Annotated in this window: 21 protein-coding genes; 13 read left to right on the top strand and 8 right to left on the bottom strand. The window is 67.9% G+C overall.

Annotated features, from left to right (window positions below; all coding sequences use genetic code 11):
- Positions 1 to 9 precede the first annotated feature (9 nt).
- Positions 10 to 1,089: an inositol-3-phosphate synthase gene (locus AB0B91_RS51905; protein WP_358338082.1), complete on the top strand. Its 1,080-nt coding sequence runs from the start codon at positions 10 to 12 to the stop codon at positions 1,087 to 1,089.
- A 27-nt stretch (positions 1,090 to 1,116) separates the two neighbouring features.
- Here AB0B91_RS51905 and idi read toward each other — a convergent pair whose 3' ends face one another.
- Positions 1,117 to 1,725, bottom strand: a complete 609-nt coding sequence (gene idi, locus AB0B91_RS51910; RefSeq protein ID WP_358338085.1) for an isopentenyl-diphosphate Delta-isomerase — start codon at positions 1,723 to 1,725, stop codon at positions 1,117 to 1,119.
- Between the two features lie 91 nt (positions 1,726 to 1,816).
- Between idi and AB0B91_RS51915 the strand changes: the two genes are divergently transcribed.
- The gene (locus AB0B91_RS51915) at positions 1,817 to 3,106 is read left to right on the top strand and encodes an MFS transporter (protein ID WP_358338088.1); all 1,290 of its coding nucleotides are present in this window, start codon (positions 1,817 to 1,819) and stop codon (positions 3,104 to 3,106) included.
- A gap of 32 nt (positions 3,107 to 3,138) precedes the next feature.
- Here AB0B91_RS51915 and AB0B91_RS51920 read toward each other — a convergent pair whose 3' ends face one another.
- Positions 3,139 to 4,542 carry a CCA tRNA nucleotidyltransferase gene (locus AB0B91_RS51920; protein ID WP_358338091.1) on the bottom strand — a complete coding sequence of 468 codons (1,404 nt, stop codon included), beginning with the start codon at positions 4,540 to 4,542 and terminating at the stop codon, positions 3,139 to 3,141.
- A gap of 227 nt (positions 4,543 to 4,769) precedes the next feature.
- On the opposite strand from AB0B91_RS51920, the gene AB0B91_RS51925 reads away from it, so the two are divergent.
- The 8 genes from AB0B91_RS51925 (at position 4,770) to trxA (ending at position 13,588) form a co-directional block, all read left to right on the top strand.
- On the top strand, positions 4,770 to 5,216 hold the full coding sequence (locus AB0B91_RS51925; protein WP_358338340.1) for a YbaK/EbsC family protein: 447 nt from the start codon (positions 4,770 to 4,772) through the stop codon (positions 5,214 to 5,216).
- A 47-nt stretch (positions 5,217 to 5,263) separates the two neighbouring features.
- Positions 5,264 to 7,378 carry a DUF6049 family protein gene (locus AB0B91_RS51930; RefSeq protein WP_358338094.1) on the top strand — a complete coding sequence of 705 codons (2,115 nt, stop codon included), beginning with the start codon at positions 5,264 to 5,266 and terminating at the stop codon, positions 7,376 to 7,378.
- Positions 7,375 to 8,988: a murein biosynthesis integral membrane protein MurJ gene (gene murJ, locus AB0B91_RS51935; protein WP_358338097.1), complete on the top strand. Its 1,614-nt coding sequence runs from the start codon at positions 7,375 to 7,377 to the stop codon at positions 8,986 to 8,988. Before AB0B91_RS51930 ends, murJ begins: the two co-directional genes overlap by 4 nt.
- A 165-nt stretch (positions 8,989 to 9,153) precedes the next feature.
- Complete coding sequence (locus AB0B91_RS51940) at positions 9,154 to 10,659, top strand: protein kinase family protein (protein WP_358338100.1); 1,506 nt, start codon at positions 9,154 to 9,156, stop codon at positions 10,657 to 10,659.
- A 16-nt stretch (positions 10,660 to 10,675) separates the two neighbouring features.
- A complete protein-coding gene (gene sigM, locus AB0B91_RS51945) occupies positions 10,676 to 11,311 on the top strand; it encodes an RNA polymerase sigma factor SigM (protein ID WP_219535086.1) in 636 nt (211 codons plus the stop codon).
- On the top strand, positions 11,301 to 12,176 hold the full coding sequence (locus AB0B91_RS51950; RefSeq protein ID WP_358338103.1) for a zf-HC2 domain-containing protein: 876 nt from the start codon (positions 11,301 to 11,303) through the stop codon (positions 12,174 to 12,176). The genes sigM and AB0B91_RS51950 overlap by 11 nt, the downstream gene beginning before the upstream one ends.
- Before the next feature lie 154 nt (positions 12,177 to 12,330).
- Positions 12,331 to 13,263: a thioredoxin-disulfide reductase gene (trxB, locus tag AB0B91_RS51955; RefSeq protein ID WP_358338342.1), complete on the top strand. Its 933-nt coding sequence runs from the start codon at positions 12,331 to 12,333 to the stop codon at positions 13,261 to 13,263.
- A gap of 10 nt (positions 13,264 to 13,273) precedes the next feature.
- Positions 13,274 to 13,588 carry a thioredoxin gene (gene trxA, locus AB0B91_RS51960; RefSeq protein ID WP_214635245.1) on the top strand — a complete coding sequence of 105 codons (315 nt, stop codon included), beginning with the start codon at positions 13,274 to 13,276 and terminating at the stop codon, positions 13,586 to 13,588.
- An 82-nt stretch (positions 13,589 to 13,670) separates the two neighbouring features.
- Here the strand turns inward: trxA and AB0B91_RS51965 are convergent, their stop codons facing one another.
- Positions 13,671 to 14,288, bottom strand: a complete 618-nt coding sequence (locus AB0B91_RS51965) for a GNAT family N-acetyltransferase (RefSeq protein WP_219535088.1) — start codon at positions 14,286 to 14,288, stop codon at positions 13,671 to 13,673.
- Between the two features lie 269 nt (positions 14,289 to 14,557).
- Here AB0B91_RS51965 and AB0B91_RS51970 point away from each other — a divergent pair, with 269 nt between their 5' ends.
- The 3 genes from AB0B91_RS51970 (at position 14,558) to AB0B91_RS51980 (ending at position 18,404) form a co-directional block, all read left to right on the top strand.
- Positions 14,558 to 15,790: a PLP-dependent aminotransferase family protein gene (locus AB0B91_RS51970; protein ID WP_358338344.1), complete on the top strand. Its 1,233-nt coding sequence runs from the start codon at positions 14,558 to 14,560 to the stop codon at positions 15,788 to 15,790.
- Between the two features lie 157 nt (positions 15,791 to 15,947).
- Positions 15,948 to 16,904, top strand: a complete 957-nt coding sequence (locus tag AB0B91_RS51975; RefSeq protein WP_358338106.1) for a D-alanine--D-alanine ligase — start codon at positions 15,948 to 15,950, stop codon at positions 16,902 to 16,904.
- A gap of 450 nt (positions 16,905 to 17,354) precedes the next feature.
- Entirely contained in the window at positions 17,355 to 18,404 is a 1,050-nt protein-coding gene (locus tag AB0B91_RS51980) for an aminotransferase class V-fold PLP-dependent enzyme (protein ID WP_358338108.1), read from the top strand.
- A gap of 2,431 nt (positions 18,405 to 20,835) precedes the next feature.
- On the opposite strand, the gene AB0B91_RS51985 is transcribed toward AB0B91_RS51980, so the two are convergent.
- The 5 genes from AB0B91_RS51985 to yidC form a co-directional block, all read right to left on the bottom strand.
- Complete coding sequence (locus AB0B91_RS51985; RefSeq protein ID WP_358338113.1) at positions 20,836 to 21,795, bottom strand: ParB/RepB/Spo0J family partition protein; 960 nt, start codon at positions 21,793 to 21,795, stop codon at positions 20,836 to 20,838.
- Positions 21,796 to 23,097: 1,302 nt separating this feature from the next.
- A complete protein-coding gene (locus AB0B91_RS51990; protein WP_358338116.1) occupies positions 23,098 to 24,033 on the bottom strand; it encodes a ParA family protein in 936 nt (311 codons plus the stop codon).
- A 137-nt stretch (positions 24,034 to 24,170) separates the two neighbouring features.
- The gene (rsmG, locus tag AB0B91_RS51995) at positions 24,171 to 24,830 is read right to left on the bottom strand and encodes a 16S rRNA (guanine(527)-N(7))-methyltransferase RsmG (protein WP_358338347.1); all 660 of its coding nucleotides are present in this window, start codon (positions 24,828 to 24,830) and stop codon (positions 24,171 to 24,173) included.
- Between the two features lie 341 nt (positions 24,831 to 25,171).
- Positions 25,172 to 25,660, bottom strand: coding sequence for a R3H domain-containing nucleic acid-binding protein (locus AB0B91_RS52000; protein ID WP_358338350.1), 489 nt, complete (start codon positions 25,658 to 25,660; stop codon positions 25,172 to 25,174).
- Between the two features lie 20 nt (positions 25,661 to 25,680).
- Positions 25,681 to 26,637: a membrane protein insertase YidC gene (gene yidC, locus AB0B91_RS52005; RefSeq protein ID WP_358338119.1), complete on the bottom strand. Its 957-nt coding sequence runs from the start codon at positions 26,635 to 26,637 to the stop codon at positions 25,681 to 25,683.
- Between the last annotated feature and the right edge of the window lie 3 nt (positions 26,638 to 26,640).

The raw sequence follows: 26,640 nt of genomic DNA on the forward strand, positions 1-26,640 counted from the left end.
GCGAGTGCGATGGGTTCGGTTCGCGTAGCCATTGTCGGTGTTGGCAACTGCGCGTCGTCGCTGGTTCAGGGCGTTCACTATTACAAGGACGCTGACCCGGACATGCGGGTGCCGGGCCTGATGCACGTGAAGTTCGGCGACTACCACGTGGGCGACGTCGAGTTCGTCGCCGCGTTCGACGTCGACGCCAAGAAGGTCGGCCGCGACCTGTCCGAGGCGATCGGGGCCAGCGAGAACAACACGATCAAGATCATGGACGTGCCGCCGACGGGGGTCATCGTCCAGCGTGGCCATACCTTCGACGGCCTTGGTGACTACTACCGCGAGATCATCGAGGAGTCCGACGAGTCGCCGGCCGACGTCGTCCAGGTGCTCCGCGAGAACCAGGTGGACGTCCTGGTGTCCTACCTGCCGGTGGGCTCCGAGGCGGCCGACCGCTTCTACGCCCAGTGCGCGCTCGACGCCAAGGTGGCGTTCGTCAACGCGCTGCCGGTGTTCATCGCCTCCGACCCGGAATGGGCGGAGAAGTTCACCGAGGCCGGCGTGCCGATCGTCGGCGACGACATCAAGTCGCAGGTCGGCGCCACCATCACGCACCGCGTGCTGGCAAAGCTGTTCGAGGACCGCGGGGTCGAGCTGCTGCGCACGTACCAGCTCAACTTCGGCGGCAACATGGACTTCATGAACATGCTGGAGCGCAAGCGCCTCCAGTCGAAGAAGATCTCCAAGACGCAGTCGGTCACGTCGCAGATCCCGCACGAGATGGCCAGGGCCGACGTGCACATCGGCCCGTCGGACCACGTGCCGTGGCTCGACGACCGGAAGTTCGCCTATGTACGGCTGGAAGGGCGCTCGTTCGGTGACACGCCGCTCAGCCTGGAGTACAAGCTGGAGGTATGGGACTCGCCCAACTCGGCGGGCATCATCATCGACGCGGTGCGGGCCGCCAAGATCGCGCTCGACCGTGGGATCGGGGGGCCGATCCTGAGCGCCTCCTCGTACTTCATGAAGTCGCCGCCGGTCCAGTACTCCGACGACGAGGCACGCGACTACGTCGAGAAGTTCATCCGCGGCGAGGTGGACAGATAGGTCTCCGGTGAGGCGCCGTGCGGCGCCTCACTGTCTGTTGGCCGGTTGAGCGGCACTTCGGGCGGCCGGCGGCAGGTCCTTCAGCGGAGCCGGGCGCCAGTCCAGGGGATTGGTGCCCAGTTCGTTCAGCAGGGGGACCTGTTCGCGGCACCACGGGCTGATCGCCAGCAGGGTGCTCAGGACGCCGTCCGCGAACTCCTTCCAGGGCATCCAGCGGACTCCGTCCACCTCCTCCGGGTTCGGGGTGGCCGAGGTGTCCACCACCACGCGGTAGACGGGGCAGAGTTCGTATTCGACGATGCCGTTGGGCATGACCGCGCGATAGGTGAACGTCGGCAGCATGAGGTCCGCCCGGTCGACCGTCAGGCCGAGCTCGTAGGAGAGCCTGCGGATGACCGCGTGGTCCAGGGCCTCGCCGGGCAGCGGGTGGCCGCAGCAGCTGTTGGTCCACACGCCCGGCCAGGTGAGCTTGTGCGTGGCACGCCGGGTGAGCAGCACGCGACTGTCCTGGTCGAACACGTAGCTGGAGAACGCCAGATGGAGCGGTGTTTCCTGGCCGTGCACCGAGGTCTTGGGTGCGGTGCCGATCGCGTTGCCCTCGCTGTCGACCAACACCACCTGTTCTTCCTTCGTCACGCTACGAAGCGTACGTGATCATGATGGCCACTGGATACGAATGAATGCCTGCTGTACCAACCTGTGAATCGGGCGGAAGTAGGCTGACTGCGTGTCTTTCGTCGCCGATCTTCGTGTGGTCCTGAAGGGCCGGGACTTCAAACGGCTGTTCGGTACGCGGCTGGTGTCCCAGTTCTCCGACGGGATCTTCCAGTTCGGCGTGGCCGGATTCGCCTTCTTCAGCCCGGAGTCGCAGACCACGGCTCTGCAGGTCGCCGCCGGGCTGGCCGTGCTGCTGCTGCCGTACAGCATCCTGGGGCCGTTCGTCGGCGTCTTCATCGACCGGTGGTCGCGGCGGCAGATCCTCGTCATCGCGCCGCTCGTGCGCGGCGCGCTGCTGCTCGTGGCGGCGGCGCTGGTCGCCGTCGGCGTGCCCGACCCGGTCTTCTACGGGGCCGCGCTCGGCGTGCTCGCGGTCAACCGGTTCTTCCTGGCCGCGCTCGGCGCGTCGCTGCCGCACGTGGTGCCGCAGGAGCGGCTGATGGCCGCCAACGCGGTCACGCCCACCTCAGGCACGGTCATGACGTTCGTCGGCGCCGGGGTGGGGTTCCTGCTGCGCGAGATCTTCGGCAGCGGCGACCTGGGCGTGGCGCTGCTCCTGGTCGTCTCGGGCACGGTCTTCGGGCTCAGCGCGCTGATCGCCCGCACCATGGAGCGCTCGCTGCTCGGCCCCTCCTTCGACCCTCAGCGTCCGCAGGCCCGCGAGGCCGTGCGCAACGTGCTCGTTGGCCTCGTCGACGGCGCCAAGCACCTGGTGAGCCATCGCAGGGCCGCCGCCACGATGGGCGCGATGGCCACGCACCGATTCATGTACGGCATGGCGACCGCGCTCGGCATCATCCTCTATCGCTACTACTTCTCCGGCGGCGACTCCGAGGTTGCGCTGCGCGGGATCAGCCTGGTCGTGGCCACCTCGGGTGTCGGCTACTTCCTCGCGGTGATCATCACGCCGTATGCCACCGAGCGGTTCACGATCGAGCGGTGGGTGTCGATCGCGCTGGCCGCGGCCGGCGTGCTCACAGCGGTGCTGGTCGCGCCGTTCCAGGCGTGGAGCCTGCCGGTCGCCGGGTTCGTGCTCGGCATCGCCGGGCAGAGCGTCAAGATCTGCGCCGACGTCACGGTCCAGCGTGACGTGGAGGACGCCTACCTGGGCCGCGCCTTCTCGATCTACGACATGCTCTTCAACGGCATGTACGTGCTGGCCGCGGCCCTGTCGGCGGGGATCCTGCCCAGCAACGGCAAGTCGTACGCGGCCGTGGTGATCATCGCGGCCGGTTACCTGGTAGGCGCCCTGATCTACCGGATGATCACCCCGACGCCGCACGCCGCGGCCTCCCGCTGATCAGGCGGGCGCCGCTGGGGCGCGCGGCCTGATCAAGCGGGCGCCGCGCCGGTCTCCCGCGCCCACTCCAGCAGCGCCTCGGTGGCGGTCTCCTTGCCGACCATGCCCTTGTCCAGCCGGAGCTCCAGCAGGAACTTGTACGCCTGCCCGACGACCGGACCGGGACCGACGCCGAGGATGCGCTGGATCTCGTTGCCGTCGAGCTCCGGGCGGATCTTGGCCAGCTCCTCCTCGTCGGCGAGCCGGGCGATGCGCTCCTCCAACTGGTCGTACGTACGCGACAGGGCGCTCGCCTTGCGCTTGTTGCGGGTCGTGCAGTCGGCCCTGGTCAGCTTGTGCAGCCGGTCGAGCAGTGGACCGGCGTCGCGCACGTAGCGGCGCACCGCGCTGTCGGTCCACTCGCCCGTGCCGTAGCCGTGGAAGCGCAGGTGCAGCTCCACCAGCCGCGAGGTGTCGGCCACCACATCCTTGGGGAACTTGAGCTCGGCCATGCGCTTCTTGGTCATCTGCGCCCCGACCACCTCGTGGTGATGGAAGGAGACCCGCCCGCCCGCCTCGTGCCGCCGCGTCTTGGGCTTGCCGATGTCGTGCAGGAGCGCGGCCCAGCGCAGGATCCGGTCGGGCTTGCCGTCGTCCTCCTGGGCGATGGCCTGGTCGAGGACGGTCAGCGTGTGCTCGTAGACATCCTTGTGCCGGTGGTGCTCGTCGATCTCCAGGCGCAGCTTGGGCAGCTCAGGCAGCACGTGCGCGGCCAGCCCGGTCTCGACCAGCAGGCGCAGGCCCTCGCGCGGGTAGGTGCCGCAGATCAGCTTGTCGAGCTCGTCGCGGATGCGTTCGGCCGAGACGATCTCGATGCGCTCCGCCATGTCGGTCATCGCCTCGATCGCCTTGGCGTCGACCGTGAAACCGAGCTGCGAGGCGAACCTGGCGGCGCGCAGCATGCGCAGCGGGTCGTCGTCGAAGGACTGCTCCGGCGTGCCCGGCGTGCGCAGCAGCTTGGCCGCCAGGTCGGTCAGACCACCGTAGGGGTCGACGAACTCGTGCCCTGGCAGCCGCACGGCCATCGCGTTGACCGCGAAGTCGCGCCGCTCCAGGTCGGCCTCCAGCGTCTCGCCGTACATGACGTCGGGCTTGCGGGACTTGGGGTCGTACGACTCGCTGCGGTAGGTGGTGATCTCCAGCAGCAAGCCACCCTTGCGCACGCCGACCGTGCCGAAGTCGATGCCGATCGTCCAGACCGAGTCGGCCCAGTCCCTGACCAGCTCGAGCACCCGTTCGGGCCGGGCGTCGGTGGTGAGGTCGAGATCGTTGCCCACGCGGCCGAGCAGGAGGTCGCGCACCGGGCCGCCGACGAGGGCCAGCTCGTGCCCCTTCGCGGCGAACAACCGGCCGAGCTCGTCGGCCACCGGAGCGATCTTGCGGAACAGGTCGTTCATGGCCCGCTGTTGGCTTTCGGTCAGATTTGAGTCGGACAAGCTGGGTAGGTCCTTTGATTCCGGAACATATCCCCCGAGCCACATCCAGTCGGGGTTACCGTCGGTCAGGGGACCGTCGGGGGCCATGGAACCAGGCAAGGAGGTCTTCTATGAAGGACGCCCTCGCGATCCATCGCTGGCTCCTCGCACACCAGGTCCATCATGAGATCGTACGCCTTCCGCGCCCTATGACTTGCGTGGACGAGCTGCCTGATGCGGTCTCCGCCGCGCCCGAGCGGTGCGTCGCGGTCACGGTGTTCGAGGTCGCCACGAGAATCGGCCGCGAGGTCGTCGTCGCCGTCGTCTCCGCCGTCTCCGATCCGCCGCAGCCCGGGGCCGTGGGCGGCGCGCTCGGTGTGCGGAAAGTGCGGCTCGCCCCGGCTTTCCTGGTCAACTCCGCCACTGACTACGCGGCCGGGCTCATCAGCCCGTTCCTGCTGCCCGACGACCTGGCCATGGTAGTGGACGACCGTCTCCGCGCCGATGCCGGTGCGATCTTCACGGCCACCGGCGAGCGCCACACGGCCCTCACCATGCGGGCCCTTGACCTGCTGACACTCCTGCGTGGCAAGACGGTGAACCTGCGTGTCCCACGACCCAGAGGAAGTCGCCAGGCGGTCGCGCTGCGGCACTGAACCCGTACCATTGCGGGCGTGCGTCGTACTCCAGCTCGGGCGGACGCGTGATCCGTAAGGCCACGCTCCTCGCCGTACTCTCCGCCGCGTTGCTCGCGCCTACGGTCGCGACGACGCCGAGTACGGCTGCCGTGAAGACGCCGGGCACGACCGCCGCGAAGGCGGTCAGGCAGCAGATGGCGCTCTCGATCACATCCATCACGCCGGACGCGCCGCCGAGCCTGACCACGCCGATAAAGATCACTGGCACGGTCCGCAACGACATGGGCGAGACGATGACCGGGCTGAGCGTCCGGTTGCTGTACACGGCGCAGAAGTTCACCGACCGCGCCACCATGACCGCCTACCAGTCCGACCCGAACCCGGCGACTCTGCCAGGGCAAGTCGCGCTCAGCTCGGCCGTGCTGCTCCCGGCCATGGAGGCGGGCGCGTCCAGGACCTTCGAGATCACACGGACGCCCGTGGAGCTCGGTTTCACGTCGTTCGGCGTCTATCCCATTGCCATTGAAGTGTCCCGGGCCGGCGTGCCGTTCTCCGTACAGCGCACGTACGTGACGTACGCGCCGCCGACCCCGCAGAAGCTGCCGCCCAACCGGCTGGCCATCGCGCTGCCCATCATCGACCAGGCGCATCGCGCCGAGAACGACAACTTCGTCGACGACAAGCTGGGCGCGGAGCTGACCGGCAAGGGCCGGCTCGCCCAACTGGCGGGCATCGCCTCGACCGCGCACAAGAGCGTCACCTGGTTCCTCGACCCCGCGCTCCTCGACGACGCGCAGGCCCTGTCCAAGCCGCACCGGCTCAAGGGCAAGAACCAGCCCGCCGACCCCAACGCCGCCAAGTGGCTCGACTCTCTGCGCACCGCGCTGGCCGACTCTCCGGTCGTGGCCACCCCGTACGCCGATCCCGACGTCGCCGCGCTCGCCCACCAGGGCCTGGACGGCCAGACCGGCAAGGCGATCGAGATGGGCAGGCAGATCGCCACCGAGTTGCTCAAGCGCGACGTGCCGCTGACCACGAACTGGCCGGTCGGGGGCGTGCTCGATCCCGACGCGCTCGACCTGCTCTCCGTCGCCAAGGTCGACCGGGTGCTGCTCAACTCCACGAACCTGCCGCCGCAGCCGCCGGTCACGGTCACGCCCGACGCCGCCGGCACGCTCGACAGCGTCCAGGGGCCGGTCACCGCGCTGGTCGCCGACGCGGAGCTCACCCGCACGTTCGAGCCGGATTCCACCGCGCCGAGCTCGGTCGTGCTGAACAAGCAGCACTTCATCGCCGAGACCGCGATGATCGCCGCCGAACCCGGCCAGACGAAGCCCAGGTCGCTGGTCATCGCGCCCTCGCGGCGCTGGGACCCGAGCCCGACGCTGGTCAACACCCTGCTCAAGACCGCGAGCCGGCTGCCGTGGCTGGCGCTGACCCCGCTCAGCTCGATCAAGCCGAGCAAGACGCCCACGCCCAGGGCCGCGCTCACCTACACCGACCAGGACCGCAAGGAAGAGCTCAGCGCGAAATACCTCGGCCCGATCAAGGACGTCGCCGCGAAGGCGCAGCTCACCGCTCAGATCACCGCGGAGCCCAAGCCGCACTCCGACTTCGACGCCGCGGTGCTCAGGCTGACCTCCGCGTCCTGGCGCAACAGCACGCGCGCGGGCCGCTCGGCCACCAGACTGGTCGACGGGGCCATCCAGACCGAGATGAACAAGATCTCCATCACCGGCGCCGACCCCGATCGGCCGCGCACGCTGGCCGGGAGCAACGGCCAGGTGCCCATCAGCGTGAAGAACGCGATCGGTGACACGATCGCCCTCTACATCGACGTGAAGAGCAACAACCCCGGGCTCCTCCAGATCGACCCCTCGCCGTCGAGGAAGCTGCTGACGATCCCCAATGACAACACCGGCGGCGTCCAGGTGCCGATGAGCGCGACGACCAGCGGTGACGCCACGGTGAGCGTCCAACTCGTGACCAGGAACGGCTTGCCGTACGGCAAGCCCGTCAAGCTGACGATCCGCACCACCGGCTACACGGGGATCGCCCTGGTGATCGTCGGGGCGGCGCTGGCGGTTATGCTCGCCGCCGTCGTGACACGGTTGCTACGGCGCCGATCGCAGCGACGGCTCGCACGGGCCGCCAAGAGCCGGGAAAGTGAGACCGTATGAGCCGCATGTTGCGGGCCAGCGCCATCATGGCGGCGGGCACGATGGTGTCCAGGGTCACCGGATTCGTGCGGACGATGGTGCTCGCCTCCGCGATCGGCACCTTGGCGATGGGCGACGCCTACAACGCCGCGTACGCCATCCCGTACAGCATCCTCGACCTGCTGCTGCTCGGCGTGCTCAGCAGCGTCGTGGTGCCGATGATCGTCAAGGCGCAGCAGCGCGACTACGACGGCGGCCGGGCGTACGAGCAGCGACTGATGACGCTGGCCACGGTCGCGCTGCTGGTCGTCGCCGTGCTGGCCGTGCTGGCGGCCCCGCTGCTCATCGACCTCTACACCACCGACTGGGAGCCCGGCAGCCGCAAGTTCGAGGTCGCGGTGCTGCTGGCCAGGTTCATCCTGCCGCAGCTGGCCTTCTTCGGCGTCGGCGCGGTCGCCGGAGCCATTCTCAACACGCGTGACCGCTACGCGGCCCCCATGTGGGCGCCGGTGGTCAACAATCTCGTGGTCATCTGCGTGCTGGTGCTCTACTTCGTGGTGGCCGGCAAGGCCGGCGGTGACATCGCGCTGGTCACGAACGGCCAGATCGCGCTGCTCGGCGTGGGCACCACGGCGGGCATCGTGGCGCAGGCCGCCGTGCTGATCGTCGCGCTCAAGCGGATCGGGTTCTCCTTCGTGCCGCGTTTCGACGTGCGCAACGCGCGGCTGGGCGAGATGGGCCGGGCGGGGATCTGGACCATCGGCTACGTGGTGGTCACTCAGCTCGGCTTCATGCTGACCACCAACCTGTCCAGCGCGGCGGGCGACGCGGTGCAGGGTCACGGCATCAGCCCGTACACGCTGGCCTTCCAGCTCTTCCAGCTCCCCTACGGCGTCATCGGCGTCTCGGTGATCACGGCCATGCTGCCCAAGATGAGCCGGGCGGTGGAAGAGGGGCGGCTCGACGAGGTCCGCTCCGAGTTCGGATCGAGCGTGCGGCTCATCAGCTCGGTGATGGTCCCGGTGTCGCTGCTGCTGATGGTGCTCGGCCCGGCGATCACCGTGCCGCTGTACGCCCATGGCAACACCTCGGCGGACTCGGCCGTCTACATCGGCAACGTGCTGCAGGTCTACGGCCTGGCGCTGGTGCCGTTCTCGATCTTCCAGTTGCTGCTGCGGGTCTTCTACAGCTTCGGCGACACCCGGACGCCCGTTTACGTCGGCGCGGCGACGACCGCGGTCAACGCGCTGCTGATGGTACTGTTCAACGTCCTGCTGCCGGCTCGCTACGCGGTGATGGGATTGGCCTTCGCCTATGCCGTCGCCTATACGATCGGGGCGGGTGGGGCCTGGATTCTCGCCGCTCGTCGTGTCAGAGGGCTGGGTGGCTGGAAGATCGGAATGGCTCTGACCAGGATGTACCTGTCGGCACTGCCCACCGCGGTGCTGGCGCTGGTCTGCGTCTGGGCGGTTCAGGACGTGTTGGGCGGCCTTACCTTCCTCAACTCGCTGATCGCGCTGGCCGTGGGCGGCGGGCTGGGCATGCTGCTGTACCTGGGCGTCGCCCATCGCATGCGCATCCCGGAGATCAACTCGATCGTTGGGATGGTTGCCGGGCGGGTAGGCCGGTAAAGAACGCGGGTGGAACCAGCGCGGCACTAGCATGGTGCCGACACGCGCGAATGGAAGCAGGAGGGGCGTGGGCGGATCCACCCGGCATAGCGTGCCTACGTGGTACACCCCCACGCAGGTGAGTCGAGTCATGTGCACCCCCGAGCGGCCGAGCGGAGTGAGTCAGTGAGCACGTCGTCGGTCGAACCCGGCACCCGTCTCGCCGAACGCTTCCGGCTTGAGGACAGGGTGAGCGAGTCCGATGGAGCCACCCTGTGGAAGGCGATCGACGAGATCCTCGCGCGACCCGTCGCGGTTCACACCTTCTCCCCTGACTTCCCCCGCGTCCACGAGGTGGTCACTGCCGCCCGCGCCGCCAGCAGGCTCACCGATCCGCGTCTGACCCAGGTGTTCGACGCGGCCGAGCACGACGACCATTCGTACGTGGTCAGCGAGTGGGTGACCGGCGACACCCTGTCCGACCTGCTCGCGGCCGGCCCGCTGGAGCCGGAGCGGGCAGCCGGCCTGGTCGCCGAGGCCGCCGAGGCGCTGACCCACGCCCACGAGTCCGACCTCTACCACCTGTGCCTGCGCCCCGAGCACCTGGTGTGGACGACCGGCAACACGGTCAAGGTGCTCGGCGTCGCGGTCGACGCGGCGCTGTCCGGCCTCACCACCGACCAGCCCGCCCTCGACGACGCCGAAGGCCTGGGCCGCCTGCTCTACGCGGGTCTGTCCGGCCACTGGCCGGGCGACGAGGAGGACACCGGCCTGCCCACGGCGCCGATGATCGACGGGCACTTCTGCTCGCCGCGCCAGGTCACGGCCGGAGTACCCGGATACCTCGACGCGGTCACCATCAGGGCCTGCCTTCCCGAGTCCCGCAAGGGCCACGCCGCGCTGACCAGCCCGTCCGAGATCGCCGACGCCCTCGCCAACGTGGCCCGGCCCATGCCCATCCCGATCGCCTATCCCCCGACGCCGGCGGTGCAGTCGGCCTCGCGCTCCGAAGGCATCGAGACCGAGCGGCGCCCGCCGCTGCCCACGCAGCCCCGGCCCATGCCGCCCCGCGCGCAGGGTGGCGGCAGCACGCTCAACCGGGTGCTGATGACCGTCGTGGTGCTGCTCGTCATCGCCGCGGTCGGCGTCGGCGCCTGGACGATCGGCCGCAGCCTGGGCAGTCCGAACGCCCCGCAGGCGGAGACCTCCCCGACCGCCTCGGCCTCCGCGTCCGCGCAGCCGATGGTCGTCGTGAAGCCAGAGAAGGCGACAGGCTTCGACCCGCTCGCCGACCGGGACGAGAAGAACGAGATGGCACCGCTCGCCATCGACGGCAAGCCCAGCACGCTCTGGAAGACGGAAAATTACAACAGCGCCGACCTGGGCAATCTCAAGGACGGCGTGGGTCTGCTGCTCGACATGGGCAAGTCCATGCAGATCGGCGACGTGGTGGCTACGCTGGCCGAAGCGTCCGGTGCGAGCATCGAGCTGAAGGTCGGCGACGCGCCCGAGCTGGGCTCGCTGAAGACCGTCGCCAAGGAGAAGAACGGGGCCGGGAAGATCACCTTGAAGCCTGATCAAGCCGCAAGCGGTCGGTACGTTTTGATCTGGTTTACCCGTCTTCCGGCAGATGCGGGCAAGTTTCATGGCACCATCTATGAAGTAGTGGTGCATTCTCCCGGATCGGCATAACCCAGGAATCCCTCTTGTGAACTCCCCACCTGATACACCTTCATCCGCGGAGCGGCCCGCCGTCACCGACGCCGAGCTGCTGACCGCGCACATCAATGGGGATCCTCACGCCTTCAGCGAGATCGTCAAGAGACACCGTGACCGCATGTGGGCCGTGGCCCTGCGCACGCTGGGCGATCCCGACGAGGCGGCCGACGCCGTGCAGGACGCTTTCGTCTCCGCCTACCGGAAGGCGGGCACGTTCCGCGGCGAGGCCGCGGTCACCACGTGGCTGCACCGGATCGTGGTCAACGCCTGCCTTGACCGGATGCGCCGTAAATCTGTCAGACCGGTCGCCGATGACGAGCTCATCGAGGCCGCCGAGCGTGACACGCCAATGCCCGATCAGACGGGTGAGCGTGAGGTTTCGATGGAGGTTTCGGCCGCTCTGAAAATGCTTCCCACAGACCAGCGGGCCGCGCTGGTGCTCGTCGACATGATGGGCTATTCGGTCGAAGACGCAGCTCAGGTGCTCGAAGTGCCCAGCGGGACGGTGAAGAGCCGGTGCGCGCGGGGGCGCGCGAAACTTGCCCCAATTCTTTCGCATCTGCGGAACCGATCGGACCTCAGTCGCGTCTCATCCGCGAAGGGAGCAGAACTTCGTGACGGGTGATACGCACTACGATCTGGAAATCCTGGCCGAGTTGGCCGAGGGTCTCCTAGACGCTGGCACGGCCCGCCAGGTCCGCGAGCATCTCGCGGTATGCGACCCCTGTGGGGAGCTACTGGCCGACCTGGCAGCGGTTCGCGAGGTGCTCGCGGCGACTCCGACTCCGGCCATGCCGATGGGGGTCGCACTGCGCATCGACAAGGCGCTGGCCGCCGAAGCGGGATCCGGGCGAGGGGGTGTCGGCCTGGCGGAACCACCCAACTGGGATGAGCTCATGCGGGACTCTCCCTGGGATGCGGCGGGAAACGACCCTCAGCCGGAGCCGGTACGCCTCGGAGTGGTCTCCGACGACGGCACCATCGTCCCGGCCGGGCGCAAGGCCGCACGACGACGCCGGTGGGCGATGCCCGCGGTCGCCGCTGCTGCCACGGCGGCTGTGGTGGGCACCGCGGTGATCTCGACCAACCTGTTCTCGGGTGGCGCCACCGTCGTCGCCGGACATCAGGGAGCGACCGTTGACCCACCGTCGCCGACCAAGGTGGCTGTGCCGGGCAAGGCGTACGCGCTGACCGACAGCGGGCACAACTACAGCGACCAGGAGTTGAAGCAGCCACTCGAAAACTTTTTCGGGCCTGCTCCCATAGTGGGTGGCGGCTCCTCTGACGTCGATGCGGTCGACAAGTGCGTCAACCGGGTGGCCGACCGTACGAAGCTCAAGGTCTTCGCGGTCGACCAAGGGCAGTACAACGGGCAGGAGGCCGTCATCATGACCTCCTGGAAGAACAAGTCGGCCAAGACGCTCCGCATCGACATCGTCGACCCGTTCAACTGCAAGAACCTGCGCAAGCCCACAGTGGGCAGTTGGTAGCTTGATGAGCCGCTGGTAACTTGATTCCCACGTCAGAGCCCGCTTCGGCGGGCTCTTTCGTTATGGGCGTACGTTGATGACGAGCCGGGGAATCACGGCGGCCCAGGATCTGTTGAGGCGACAAGCAAGAGCAGACGAGGAAGGCGTGAGAGCGTTGAGCGACGTGCGTAACGTGATCATTATTGGATCCGGCCCCGCTGGATACACGGCGGCCGTTTACTCCGCGCGTGCCGAGCTCAAGCCGCTGGTCTTCGAGGGCTCGGTCACGGCGGGCGGTGCCCTGATGAACACCACCGACGTCGAGAACTTCCCCGGTTTCCCCGACGGCATCATGGGCCCCGACCTGATGGACAACCTGCGCAAGCAGGCTGAGCGGTTCGGCGCCGAGCTGGTCGCGGACGACGTACTCGAAGTGGACCTGGCGGCCAATCCCAAGGTGATCAAGACCCACAGCGAGACCTACTACGCCAAGTCGGTCATCCTGGCCATGGGCTCCGGCTACCGCGAGCTCGGCCTGCCCAACGAGAAGCGGCTGTCCGGTCGCGGTGTCTCCTGGTGTGCCACGTGTGACGGCTTCTTCTTCCGCAACAAGGACATCGTGGTCGTCGGCGGCGGCGACACCGCGATGGAAGAGGCCACGTTCCTGACCCGCTTCGGCCGCATGGTCACCGTCGTGCACCGCCGTGACGAGCTGCGGGCCAGCAAGATCATGCAGGATCGGGCGTTCGCGAATGACAAGATCCGCTTCGTCTGGGACAGCGAGGTCGTCGACGTCCTCGGCACCGACCGGGTCGAGGCCGTCAAGCTGCGCAACCTCAAGACCGGCGAGGAATCCGAGCTGGCCACCGACGCGTTGTTCATCGCGATCGGCCACGACCCGCGCACCGAGCTGGTCAAGGGGCAGATCGACCTCGACGACGACGGCTACGTCAAGGTGTCCGCGCCCACCACGGAGACCAACATCGACGGCGTCTTCGCCGCGGGTGACGTGGTCGACCACATCTACCGGCAGGCCATCACCGCAGCCGGCACCGGCTGCTCGGCGTCTCTCGACTCCGAGCGCTGGCTGGCCACGAACGACAACTAAGGAGCGCACCGTGAAGGCAGTAACCGACGCCACCTTTGAGGCCGAGGTCCTCAAGAGCGACAAGCCCGTGCTCGTCGACTTCTGGGCCGAGTGGTGCGGCCCATGCCGTCAGGTATCGCCCATCCTCGAGGAGATCGCCAAGGAGCACGGCGACAAGCTGGAGATCGTCAAGCTCAACATCGACGAGAACCCGGATGTCCCGCGCAATTACGGTGTGCTCCAAATCCCCACGCTGAACGTCTACAAGGGTGGAGAGGTCGTGAAGCAGATCATCGGTGCCAAGCCGAAGGCCATGCTGCTGCGCGAGCTCGAGGGCCTCATCTGACGCGCCCGTACCGTTTCAACCGGAAGCCCCCTGGCGAGATTCGCTCAGGGGGCTTCCGTCTGTTGTAGCGGCTGAGAAGGCGTCAGACGGGGCGAAGGGCTCTTTCCGGGCTCATGGAGCCGAGCAGGCGCTCCAAGGCCACCTCGACGTCCTCACGCCACGAGACGGCGGTCTTCAGCTCCAGCCGGAGCCGGGGGAACCGCAGATGCGGGCGTACCGTCTTGAAACCTACGGAAAGCAGATAGTCGGCCGGCACCACACAGCTCGGCTCCTCCCACTTGAGATCGCCGAACGCCTCGATGGCCTTCACCCCGCGGCGCGTCAGGTCCTTGGCCACGCCCTGGATCAGCATCCGGCCCAGGCCGCCACCCGAGAACTCCGGAATGATGTGCGCGGTCATCAGCAGCACCGCGTCCGCGCTGACCGGCGAGGTGGGGAAGGCCACCGAACGGGGGGTGTAGAGCGGCGGGCTGTAGACGACGAATCCGGCGGGCACCCCGTCGACGTACACGATCTTGCCGCAGCTGCCCCATTCGAGCAGCGTGCCGGAGAGCCATGCCTCTTTCTCCAGCGCTGGATCACCGGAATCGATCGCGCGCTCCCCGCTGACCGGGTCGAGCTCCCAGAAGACGCACCGTCGACAGCGGCGCGGCAGATCGTCCAGATTATCCAGGGTTATGTTGACCAGCCGACGCGACAACTACGGCCCCAATCGTTGACCCGGAAAAGCGCGCGAAAAACGCGTCCCCACCTGGCATCGTAGCCCAGTGACGGTCCCGCTATCGGCTAGCACCACGGTCAGGCCCGGTCACAGCCGACATGTCCGGCTGGCGTAATCTGGTAGTTCAGCGACAAATGACACCAAGGAGGTGGACCGTGACGGAAGAGCTTGATCACGGTCAGACGCCCGCGACCCAAGGGTCGCGCATCGACGCCTATGTCGATCGGTACGCCGCGCGAGCTACCGGGATGGTCGCCTCCGAGATTCGAGCTCTTTTCGCCGTCGCGTCGAGGCCCGAAGTGGTCTCGCTCGCGGGCGGCATGCCGTACGTCACGGCCCTCCCTCTCGACATGGTCGGCGAGCTGGTGTCCGATCTGGTCACCAGGCGCGGTACCGTCGCGCTGCAGTACGGCTCCGGGCAGGGCGATCCGCACCTGCGTGAGCAGATCTGCGATGTGATGCGGCTGGAGGGGATCCAGGCCGGGGCGAACGACGTGGTCGTCACCGTAGGTTCGCAGCAAGCGCTTGATCTGATCACCCGGATCTTCATCGACCCGGGTGACGTGGTGCTGGCCGAAGGCCCGTCGTACGTTGGCGCTCTCGGCACTTTCGCCGCATACCAGGCCAAAGTGGTTCATATCGCCATGGACGATCAGGGCATCATTCCCGAATCTCTCGCGCAGACCATCTACGCGCTTGAGACCGCGGGTGCCCCGATCAAGTTCCTCTACACGATCCCGACCTTCCAGAACCCGGCCGGCGTCACCCTGAACATGGCGCGGCGGCAGCAGGTGCTCGACATCTGCCAGCGGGCCGGGGTGCTGATCATCGAGGACAATCCGTACGGGCTGCTCGGCTTCGACGGCGAGCCGATGCGCGCGCTGCGGGCCGACAATCCCGACGGCGTGGTCTATCTCGGGTCGTTCTCCAAGACGCTCGCCCCCGGGTTCCGGGTCGGCTGGGCGCTGGCGCCGCACGCCATCCGCGACAAGCTCGTGCTGGCCATGGAGTCGGCCGTGCTCTCGCACTCGTCCTTCACCCAGCTGGCCGTGGGCCAGTACCTGGCCACGCAGCCGTGGCGGGAGCAGATCAAAACGTTCAAAGAGCTCTATCGTGAGCGACGCGACGCGCTGCTCGACGCGCTCTCGGCGCTCATGCCCCCCGAGGTCAGCTGGACCCGACCGGCCGGGGGCTTCTTCGTGTGGGCGACGCTGCCGGAAGGCCTGGACTCGAAGGCCATCCTGCCGCGGGCCGTGGCGGAGCGGGTGGCGTTCGTGCCCGGGACCGGGTTCTTCTCCGATGGGAGTGGGGCTCGGCAGATGCGGCTGTCCTACTGCTTCCCCGAGCCCGATCGGATTCGGGAAGGGGTTCGGCGGCTGGCCGGAGTGATCGAGCAGGAGATCCAGCTGCGGGACACGTTCGGGACGGGGTCGACTCGGGGACACGCCGGCGTGGACACGCCCGGGCCTGACTTGGCCTGACCTTCTCTTGGCCGGCGTCCGGAGCGGGCGCCGGCTTGGCGTGTACCGATGTGCCCGGAACCTCCATTGCTCACACGGTAGAAAGCACCTGCTGTACACCATTCCACCCCAGCGCCGGTACGGTTGGACAGCGTGTGCGATCAGCGGAGGAGAACTAATGAGCGATCTGGGCCACGTGCTCGTGCTGGCCGGGGGACTCTCCTATGAGCGGGAGGTGTCCCTGCGCTCCGGTCGCCGGGTGAGCGAGGTGCTGCGGGCGGTGGGCATCGACGTGGAGGCCCGCGACACTGACGCGTCCCTCGTGCCGTACATCCTGGCCGATCCTCCGGACGCGGTCTTCGTCACGCTGCACGGCGGCGCGGGCGAGGACGGCGCCATCCGTTCCATCCTCGAACTCCTGAACGTCCCTTACGTCGGCGCCGACCCCGACGCGTGCCGGGTCGCCTTCGACAAGCCCACCGCCAAAGCCGTCGTGCGCTCGGTCGGCCTGCGCACCCCCGCGTCGGTCACCCTACCCAAGGAGACCTTCCACGACCTCGGTGCCACGGCCGTCCTGGGCCGCATCGTGTCGCATCTCGGCCTCCCCCTGTTCGTCAAGCCCGCCCGCGGCGGTTCCGCCCTGGGCGCCTCGATCGTCCGCACCGCCGAAGAACTCCCCGCCGCGATGGTCGGCTGTTTCGCGTACGGCGACACGGCGCTGATCGAGCGTTACGTGGGGGGCGTCGAAGTGGCGGTCTCGGTGGTCGACCTGGGCAACGGCCCGATCGCCCTGCCTGCCGTCGAAATCGTCCCGGACGAGGGCGTCTACGATTACGCGGCCCGCTACACCGCCGGCCACACCGAGTTCTTCGCCCCCGCCCGCCTGTCCGCCAAGGCAGCGGCCGCCTGCGCCGAAACCGCCGTGACGGCGCACACCGCCCTGGGCCTCCGCGACATCTCTCGCACCGACCTCATCGTCGACGCCTCAGACGAGGCTCACTTCCTGGAGGTCAACGTGGCTCCCGGGATGACGGAGACGTCCCTGCTGCCGATGGCTGCGGAGGCAGCGGGCCAGGACCTTGGCGACCTCTGCCGGGTCCTCCTCCAGAACGCGGCGTCCCGCTTCCAGGCTTAACCGCATCCGCCGGGCGCCGATCCTGGCTGCCCTTCATGCGTCTTTTTCGTACGTCTTTCGTACGTCCAGCGCCGTCCTCACCTCACCTCGCCTTCGTATGCCCAGGCGCTCCCTCGGCCGTACCCGGTTCGTCCTCACCCGCCTTCTCCACGTCGGCTGGCGCTGGGTCGCCCGCTGGCCTGCTTCCCCCGCGCAACCCGCTCCGCCTCGCCTTTACACTCCGAGCGAAGACCTTGCCCTGCCTTCAAGCCCAGACGCGACCCTGCCTCCCCTTCTCCTCCAGGGTCGATCTCCTGCTCGGCTCCGCGTCCTTCGCACCAACCCCACCTCGCCTTACCCCCGCGCGGCCAGCGTCGAGCGGGCCGATCCCTCCTGGCCACCTTGGTCACTCGCCGCGCCGTCCGCGCGGTCTCCCCTCCCCTCTCCAACGCCTGAAAGTAGCCTGACCATGTGCTGACCGATTCGACCTACCCCAAGAGCTTCGCCAGCGACAACCACGCAGGCGTCCACCCCACCATCCTCGAAGCCATGACCGCGGCGAACCACGGGGACGCACCCGCCTACGGCGGCGATCGCTGGACATCGACCTTCGAGCACCACATTAAAGACATCTTCGGCCCCAAGGCGGAAGGCTTCGCCGTCCTGAACGGCGCCGGCGCCAACATGGTCGGCCTCGCCCCCATGCTCGGCCGCTACGACGCCATCGTCTGCGCCGACACCGCCCACATCGCCACCCACGAGACAGGCGCGGCAGAGCGACTACTGGGCACGAAGCTCCTGACAACTCCTACAGCCGACGGCAAGCTCCGCCCCCAGGACATCACGGCACGCCTCAGCACCTTGGGCAGCCACCACGAGCCCCAGCCCCGCGTGGTCTCCATCTCCCAAGTCACCGAACTCGGCACCTGCTACTCCCCCGAAGAAATCGCCGCCCTCGCCGACACAGCACACGCCGCCGGCCTGCTCCTCCACATGGACGGCGCCAGACTGGCCAACGCCGCCGCCCACCTGAACACCACCCTCGGCGCGATCACCACGGAAGTCGGCGTTGACATCTTCAGCTTCGGCGGCACAAAGAACGGCGCCCTAGCGGCTGAAGCGGTGATAGTCCTCTCCCCTTCCCTCGCCCACGCCATCCCCTTCCTCCGCCGCCAGTCCCTCCAACTGGCTTCCAAGATGCGCTTCATCTCCGCCCAACTCTCCGCCCTCCTCACCGACGACCTCTGGCGCCACAACGCAACCCATGCCAACCAAATGGCCACCCGCCTCGCCAACGGCATCGCCGAACTCCCCGGCATCACCATCGCCTACCCCGTCCAATCGAACGCCGTCTTCGCCACCCTCCCCAAGGCAGCCACCGCTGCCCTCCTCAACCGCTACCTGTTCCACCACTGGGACGAAGCTGCCGGCACCGTCCGCTGGATGACCGCCTTCGACACCACCCCGGACCACGTAGACGACTTCCTCGACGACATCCGCAAATCCCTCGTCGTCCCCTGACCCCCGCCCGGCCGTTCTCCAAAGCTCCCGACTCATCCGCTCCGCCAGGCGCCTGACTCCCCGGTTTCACGTGAAACATCGCCGCAGACCCCAGCCAACGAACCCGCAACACCCCCTGTTTCACGTGAAACCACCCACCACCCACCACCCCGACAAGCTCGCGGCAGCCTCCTCCTCGCCCGACAGAGCATCCACCCAGCCGCAGCATCAATCCGCCTTACTGAGCCACGTAATGGCGAACCGCACCACCAATGCGCGTCACGCGAACTACGCCACCAAAAGGGAGCGGGCGCACCCGGCGACCCTCTCTGGAGCCCCGGCACTACGTGCCACAGAGAACGACCGCAAAGTGTGGGGGTTCCGCTGAATGCGCCGAAGCCCACAACACTTTCGCGACACCGAGTCAGGCCCAGGCCCACCAGAGCCCCCCGCTCCCACGACCTCGTCGCCACACCCTGCCCCGCCACCTTCCATGCCCCACGTCCCCACCCGCATAGGGCCTGACGGCAAGTGGCCGCCCGGAGTTGGGCCACACAAACCGGTCGTCCTCACTGCGGCTGCGGCGTGCGAGCAGCCGTGCCGCATGACCGCACTCGCCCCACACCAGACCAGCACCCCACACCCCGCCGCCACCCATCCCACCCGCACCTGCCCCCGTGCCCCACGCCGCCAAGCCACGCTCCGCCACTCTGAGCCCGCTAGGTTCGGGGGCAGTTAGGGCTTCATGCCCTACGCACGACTCGCCCGCTCCTTCGTGCTCACCTCCGCCATGTTCAGGGCAATCACGCTTCGAGCCCTGCGCACAACTCAGTCACTCCGCAGCCCCCGGCCAAAACTCCCCTTCGCAACGCCCGCCCCGCCCCGTCACGTCACGCCCCCTCCGCCTTGTCACGCCACGCCGCACCTCCTCGCCCTGCACCTCCTCGCCCTGCACATCCGTACCTACGCGCCTCTGAGCCTGCTGGCCTCGCCTCCTCGCGTCGCACCTCCTCGCGCCGCATCCCCGTGCCTCCGTCGCCTCCGCACCTCTGAGCCTCCGCACCTCTGAGCCTCCGCACCTCTGAGCCTGCTGGCCTCGCCGCCTCCCGCCGTACCCCCACCCCGCCGTACCCCCACCCCGCCGTACCCCCACCCCGCCGCACCTCCTCGCGCCGTAGCCCCGCACCTCCACCTCCACCTCCGCACCTCCGCGTCTGCTGGCCTCGTCGTGTTCCGTCGTACCCTCGCCTCGTCTCGCCTCGTCGCGGACCGCCGTATCCCGTTCCGCCCCGCTGCGCCCTGCCTCGCCAGCCCAAGCCGACCCCGTTCGGAAACGTAACGCCTCGAGCCCGGCGAACTCAGCCACTGCCGCTCCGTGCCGCATCCCTTCGAGCTCAACGGCCCGCACACTCGCTCCTCCCCGTAGTTCCTCCATGCGATGAAGCGTCCATGTTCGCAACCTCCCCCGTTCGCCGTTCATGGCTGGCCTTGTGGTTCGTCGCGCAGCGCTGCCCATTGGCGACTGGCTACTGGCGCGAATGAGGCACGACTGCTGGAAGGCGCCGCATACACAGGTGGGCCTAGAGACGGAGCGGACATCTGGCATGCGAGGCACATCGAGAAGATGCGGAGGGAGCGAGGCACAGCATGAGGAGCCAGGCAGCGCAAGCAGCAGGGAACTGGTGACGGGCAGGAGCGGCGCGGCCGGAGCGACACGATGCCAATGATGCAATGCGAGCGGCGTGGCGCAGAGGCGCGATGCCGATGGGGCGAGACCTTGGCGTAAGGCAGACGCGCGACGCCGACGGTGCAATACGAACGGCGCGGCGCAGAGGCGCGGCGCAGAGGCGCAATACCGGCGGCGCAATACCGATGGTGCGCTGCGACGCGGCGGAGGAGTTCCAGCTCCGCGCAGAACGCAGGGTCCCTGTGCGGAATGCAGCCTCGACGGAAGGGGGGGAAAGCATGGGCAAGGTGGGCCGCACGGAAGGCAGTACTCCGCCCAGTCCTGATTAGCCCGGGCCGGCAGCGCGGCACGGGCAGCGCGGCACGGGAAGCGCGGCACGGGAAGCGCGGCACGGGAAGCGCGGCACGGGAAGCGCGGCACGGGAAGCGCGGCACGGGAAGCGCGGCACGGGAAGCGCGATGGCGATGGGAGAGACAAAGAGGAGGCGGTGCGGCCGGTTCGGTCCGGACGGTGGTTCGGTCCGGACAGTGGTTCGGTCCGATACCGAGAAGGCGGCGTGACGCCTAAACGCGGAGTGGTGTGAAGAGAAGGGCGGCGGCGGAAAGAGGTGGGCGGTGGCGGTGGTGTGGTGGTGCTTGTGGGACGCGGCAGTGTCGGCGGAGAGCGCGGGGATGCTGCGAGTGTTTCACGTGAAACACGGGCTATTTGGCGAACGGCCCTAGGTGGCGCGGAGTTGCTGGCCGATGGTTTCACGTGAAACAGGGGTCAGTCTTCGGTGTCTTTCATGGCGCGGACGGCCTCGGGGGCCATGGTGCCGATGATGCGCTCCAGGTCGTCGATTGTCGCGAACTCCACCACGATGCGTCCCTTCCGACGGCCGAGGTCGACTTTCACCTTGGTCTCGAAGTGGTCGGAGAGGCGGTCTGCGAGGTGAACGAGGCCGGGTGCCGACGGCTTGTTGGGCTGGCGTTCGCGGGTGGCCTTGGGGGCGGCTTTCGAGCTGCCGAGGGAGACGATCTCTTCGACGGCCCTGACCGAGAGGAGTTCGGCGACGATTCGCTTGGCCAGTTGGATCTGTTCTTCGGGGCTGTCGAGGCTGAGGAGGGCGCGAGCATGGCCGGCGCTGACGGTGCCGGCGGCGACGCGGAGTTGGACTTCAGGCGGGAGGTTGAGCAGGCGCAGGGTGTTGGTGATGTGGGAACGGGAGCGGCCGACCTTCTGGGCGAGCTGTTCGTGCGTCGCCCGGAAGTCGTCGAGTAGCTGCTGGTATGCGGCGGCTTCTTCCAAAGCGTTGAGTTGCTCGCGCTGGAGGTTTTCGATCAGGGCGTCTCTGAGGAGTTCGTCGTCCTGGGTGTTGCGGACGATCGCGGGGATCGGGTCGAGCTCGGCCAGTTGGCAGGCGCGCCAGCGGCGCTCTCCCATGATGAGTTCGTACTGGCCTCCTCCCACGGAGCGCACGACGATTGGTTGGAGCAGGCCGACTTCGCGGATGGATGCGGACAATTCCTTGAGGCGGTCGTCGTCGAAGACGTCACGGGGCTGGCGCGGGTTGGGAATGATCGCGCTGAGGGCGATCTCCCTGAAGTAGGCTCCGGCGATTGGCCTCGGGCCGGTCTCCCCCGTCGCTCCATTCGCAGGGGCGGTTGTCCCCGTGCCGTCAACGATGGGACCGGTCGGGATGAGTGCCCCGAGCCCCTTGCCCAATCCCCGCCGCTGCTGACTCACTGCGTCTCCTCATCCACCGGGCCGATTCCGGTCACTCCAGGAGAGGTTACCGTCGTCAACGCAACGGGGTGCCCGCTCGCCACGCGCGGTTCCTCCGGAATTACACCGCCACATGCTCACGCGTACACATCCGACCAGGCATGCCCTGCCCGCTGCAGGTCCACGACAATAAGTGTGACCGCGAAGACGACTGTTCAAAAGGATCCCGGCCATGCCTTGAAGTGATGTGGGGTCGGGGCAGGATGAGTCGGTCCCGGTCCGGGGCGGGCGGGTCGGGTCCGGGACGGGACGGGGCGGGTCGGGTCCGGGACGGGACGGGTCCGGGACGGGTCGGGTCCGGGACGGGGATTCCGCGCGTGTGCGCGTGCTGTACTCCATGAAGCGCCATACGTTCCCTGGGCGTGTCGGCACCTTGCCGCGAGCGGGTGAGGCGCCCCACGAGGGTGCGTGTGCCACGAGAGTGCCGCACCGCTCCCGCTAGTTGGCCACACGCTCGAAACGCGTGCAGTGCGCGCCCCAGGGCGTCGCGAGTACCTCGAGGCCGATGGCGTGCACTTCACGAACGTGCCGCGGGCATCCTGGAGGTCGGCCAGAGCGTGGACGCGGCTGCCTGGGCGCAACCAGGACCGACCGGGATACCCGGGTGTCTTCGACGCACCGAATTGTCGTGGGTGAAGGAAGTGCCGTGGGTAGGCGAGGATCAGGCGACGTAGAAGATCAAGTGACGTAGGGGGCGGGGGCGGTCGAGGTGTGATGAGGGCATGGGTGTTCGAGGGTGCAACGAGCTGCCGCCGATGGTGACACGTCGAGGACGACACATCGGTAGGACCGCCGGTGGGGCCGCCGCCGGTAGAGGCGCTCCGAGGTCCATCCGCGGAAGGCGGACCGTAGGCCGTCCTGTGCTAGACGGTTAGGCGATCTCGAAGCCGTTCCGTGGCGAGGTCCGCTCGCTCCGTGAAAGGCGCCCCGTGGAAGGCGCCCCGTGGAAGGCGGTCCGTGGGTCGTCTGTGCGGCAGTCCGTAGGGGGCTGTGGCGATGAAGCAGTCAGTCTGTGGGTCGTTTTCAGTACAAGCTATGGGGCGGGTTCGGAGCATGACTGTGAGAGACGCGCCGGGGGCAGTTTGTGACGGCTGTCCAGGGAAGGAGCAAGAGCCATTCGGGAGCGGTCCGTACACCGAAGCAGCCCGTAGGCCCCGGCAGTCAAAAACAAGCTGTGGACATGGTCTGTGGACTCGGCTGCCGCACCCGGTCGCACGAGGTTCGTCCGACCGTACAAGATCAGCCGCACGGCACGACGGAAGGTCAGGCGATGGCGCGGTGGGCTATTTCTCGGGCGGCGTCCATGTAGGCCATGGCGCCGCTGGAGCCGGGGTCGTACGTCATGACCGACTGACCGTAGCTGGGCGCCTCCGAGAGGCGGACGCTGCGTGGGATGACCGTGCTGAGGACGGTTTCTCCGAAGTGTGCGCGGACCTCGTCGGCGACCTGGGACGCAAGCCGGGTGCGGCCGTCGTACATGGTGAGGACGATCGTCGACAGGCTGAGTGTGGGGTTCAGGTGCGCCTTGATGAGGTCGACGTTCCTAAGGAGCTGGCCCAGGCCCTCCAGCGCGTAGTACTCGCACTGGATGGGGATCATGACCTCCTCGGCGGCGACCAGGGCGTTGACGGTCAGGAGGCCGAGCGATGGCGGGCAGTCGATGATGATGTAGTCGAGCTCGATCGCGTCGAAGGCCGACAGCGCTCGCCGGAGGCGGGCTTCCCGGGCGACGAGTGAGACGAGCTCGATCTCGGCGCCGGCGAGGTCGATGGTGGCGGGTGCGCAGTAAAGGCCCGGCATCTCCGGCACTTCCTTGACGATGTCGGCCATCGGCAGGTCGTCGACGAGCACCTGATAGACGTCCGGAACATCGCCACGGTGCTCGGTGGCCAGCGCCGTCGAGGCGTTGCCCTGGGGGTCGAGGTCGACGACGAGTACGCGCTGACCGTGCATGGAGAGTGCGGCGGCGATGTTGACCGAGGTGGTGGTCTTGCCGACGCCGCCCTTCTGGTTCGCCACCGCGATCACCCGGCACTTGGGCGGCCTGGGCCAGGCACCGTCGCCTCCGCCGGGCGCTTCGCCTGACTGGGCGGCGGCCGTTTGGGTGGCAGATGTTTCACGTGAAACCACTGAGCTGAGCGCCTCTCGTACCAACGGCGAATCACCGGGGTTTAGGGGGGTCTGGGTCACGTTGGCCATCCTTTCAACCAGTGGCAGGCCAGTGCCAGGAATTGGCTGTCGCGACACGCCTATTTCGGGCCAGCCAACCCCGCTGGGACTCTCGGACAGAGGGCTGTCCGGCCAGCCAAGACCGCTTGACGCGATTGGCATGACCGTCACCTCCTTTGTCGCCGCCTACCGGACTCCGGCGCACGACCCGCTACCACCCGAACCAATGTTGCAGGCGGCTCGACCTTACCGCGCCCGACGGTTACAAGCTCGGCCGTCCTCGCCCCACAGACCCGCAATTGGGGCTCCGCCTCGGCAAGTTCTTCCGCGGCGCGCTCCCCCTTCATGGCAATCAGCTCGCCGCCTTCGCGAAGGAGTGGCATGGCCCACTTCAGCAGCCGGTCAAGTGGCGCGACCGCGCGGGCGCTGGCGACGTCGAACTCACGTTTGCCTGCCAGTTCTTCCGCCCGGCCGCGCAACACCTCGACGTTGTCCAGTTTGAGCACGTTGACGCACTCCTCCAGGAAGACGGTACGGCGAAGCAGCGGCTCCAGCAGGGTCACCGTGATGTCCGGCCGGACGATCGCCAGCACGAGGCCCGGCAAGCCGGCGCCGGAGCCGATGTCGACCAGTCGCACCTCCTGCGGGACGGCCTCGGCCACGACGGCGCAGTTGAGCAGGTGGCGGTCCCAGATCCGTGAGACCTCGCGCGGGCCCAGCAGCCCGCGTACCACCCCGGGGCCGGCCAGGAGCTCGGCGAACGCCTGGGCGCGGTCCCAGGCATCGCCCGTGAAGACGTCTCGCGCCACAGCGGGCGGAGACGGCAGCTCACGCGCTTCGTCGGGCGGAGGCGGCAGCTCATCGGTCACTGGTTGGTGGCCCTTCCTTGGGGGTTGTGGGCGGGCGGCGCGCCGGGCGGTGGTCTCTACCCAAGGCTAGGCGTGCGATCACTTTGGAAGACTAGCGGGGCAGCCTGAATGAGGTTCGCGCGCCACACTCAGCACACTCTGCGGCTCAAGTTCCAACTTGTACGGGGGTGCCCGAGCCGCCAAAAGACGGCACGTGATGGGAGCGCTCCAAAACAGCACCCCCATACACGGACCGGCCGCCATCCCCCGAGTGCGGGGACGGCGGCCGGTCAGCGAGCGTACGCGCGAAAGAAGGCGGGTCAGGCCGGAAGTACCACCACGTACCGGTGCGGTTCCTCCCCCTCGGACTCGCTCCGGAGCCCAGCGGCCGCCACCGCGTCGTGGACGATCTTGCGCTCGAAGGGGGTCATGGCGTGCAGCGCCTTGGGCTCCCCCTTCTCCTTGACCTCGTTGGCGATCTCGGTGCCGAGCTTGGTGAGCTCGGTGCGCCGCCGCTCCCGGTAGCCGGCGACGTCGAGCATCAGCCGGGACCGCTCCCCCGTCTGCCGGTGGACGGCCAGGCGGGTCAGCTCCTGGAGCGCCTCCAGAACCTCGCCCTCGGGCCCGACAAGGCCGCTGCCCTTGACGCCGACGACCGAGACCATCGCGCGGTCGCCTTCGACGTCCATGTCGATGTCGCCGTCGATGTCGGCGATATCCAGGAGGCCTTCGACGTAATCTGCCGCGATCTCGCCTTCCTGCTCGAGCGCGTTGAGATCAGGAGTCTTCTCCTGCTCGGCCTCGGTCATGGCCGGCCTCTCCTTCGTGTTCACGACTTCTTGCTGCCGGTGCGCTTGCTGCGGGACTGGCGACTGGGCTGCTGCCGAATGATCTTAGGCTCCGGCGGCGCGGGAGGCACGTCCTCTTCCGGAGTGGCGGTCGTCTTGCGGAATTTGGCAAGCAGGCCGGCCTTCGGCTCAATCGGCACCGGGTTGCCCTTGGCGTCGAACTGCGGCATCGGGTGCCGACTGTAGAACCAGTGCTGCTGGCCGAGCGTCCACAAGTTCGTGGTGACCCAGTACATGATCAGGCCCAGCGGGAAGTTGAGGCTGAAGAAGGCGAACAGCGGAGAGATGTACATCAGGATCTTCTGCTGCTGCGCCATGGGGTTGTCCGGCATCTGGGCCATGGAGCGCGTGACGCTCTGCCGGACGGTGAGGAACGTGGTCAGCGAGCTGATCGCCACGAACACACCCAGCACGATCTTCGTCGTGACGACGGTGGCCCCGAAGCCTTCGACCTGGGCCTGCGACATCCAGAAGCTGGCCGGAAGCGGCGCGCCGAAGATGTGCGCGGATCGGGCGCTGTCGACGAGCTGCTGCGTCATGCCGTAGACCGGGCGGCCGTCGGCCATGGCCCGCAGCACGGTGAACATCGAGATGAAGATGGGGAACTGCGCGACCACCGGCAGACAGCCACCGAGCGGATTGGCGCCCGCTCCCTGGTAGACCGCCATGACTTCCTGGTTCATGCGCTGTTTGTCGTTCTTATAGCGCTTGCGGAGCTCCGCCACCTTGGGGGCGAGTTCCTGCATCTTGCGCGACGAGCGCATCTGCTTCAGGAAGAGCGGGAAGATCAGGACCCGCATGAACACGGTCAGCGTGATGATGGTCAGGGCCCATGTCAGCCCGCTGTCCGGGTTGAGGAATGTGCTGTATCCCTGATGGATCCAGATGATGACATGGGCTACGGCTTCATAGAGCCAGCTCAGCCAGGACAGCTCCACCGA

Source organism: Nonomuraea sp. NPDC049141 (genome assembly GCF_040648415.1).
GTDB lineage: Bacteria > Actinomycetota > Actinomycetes > Streptosporangiales > Streptosporangiaceae > Nonomuraea.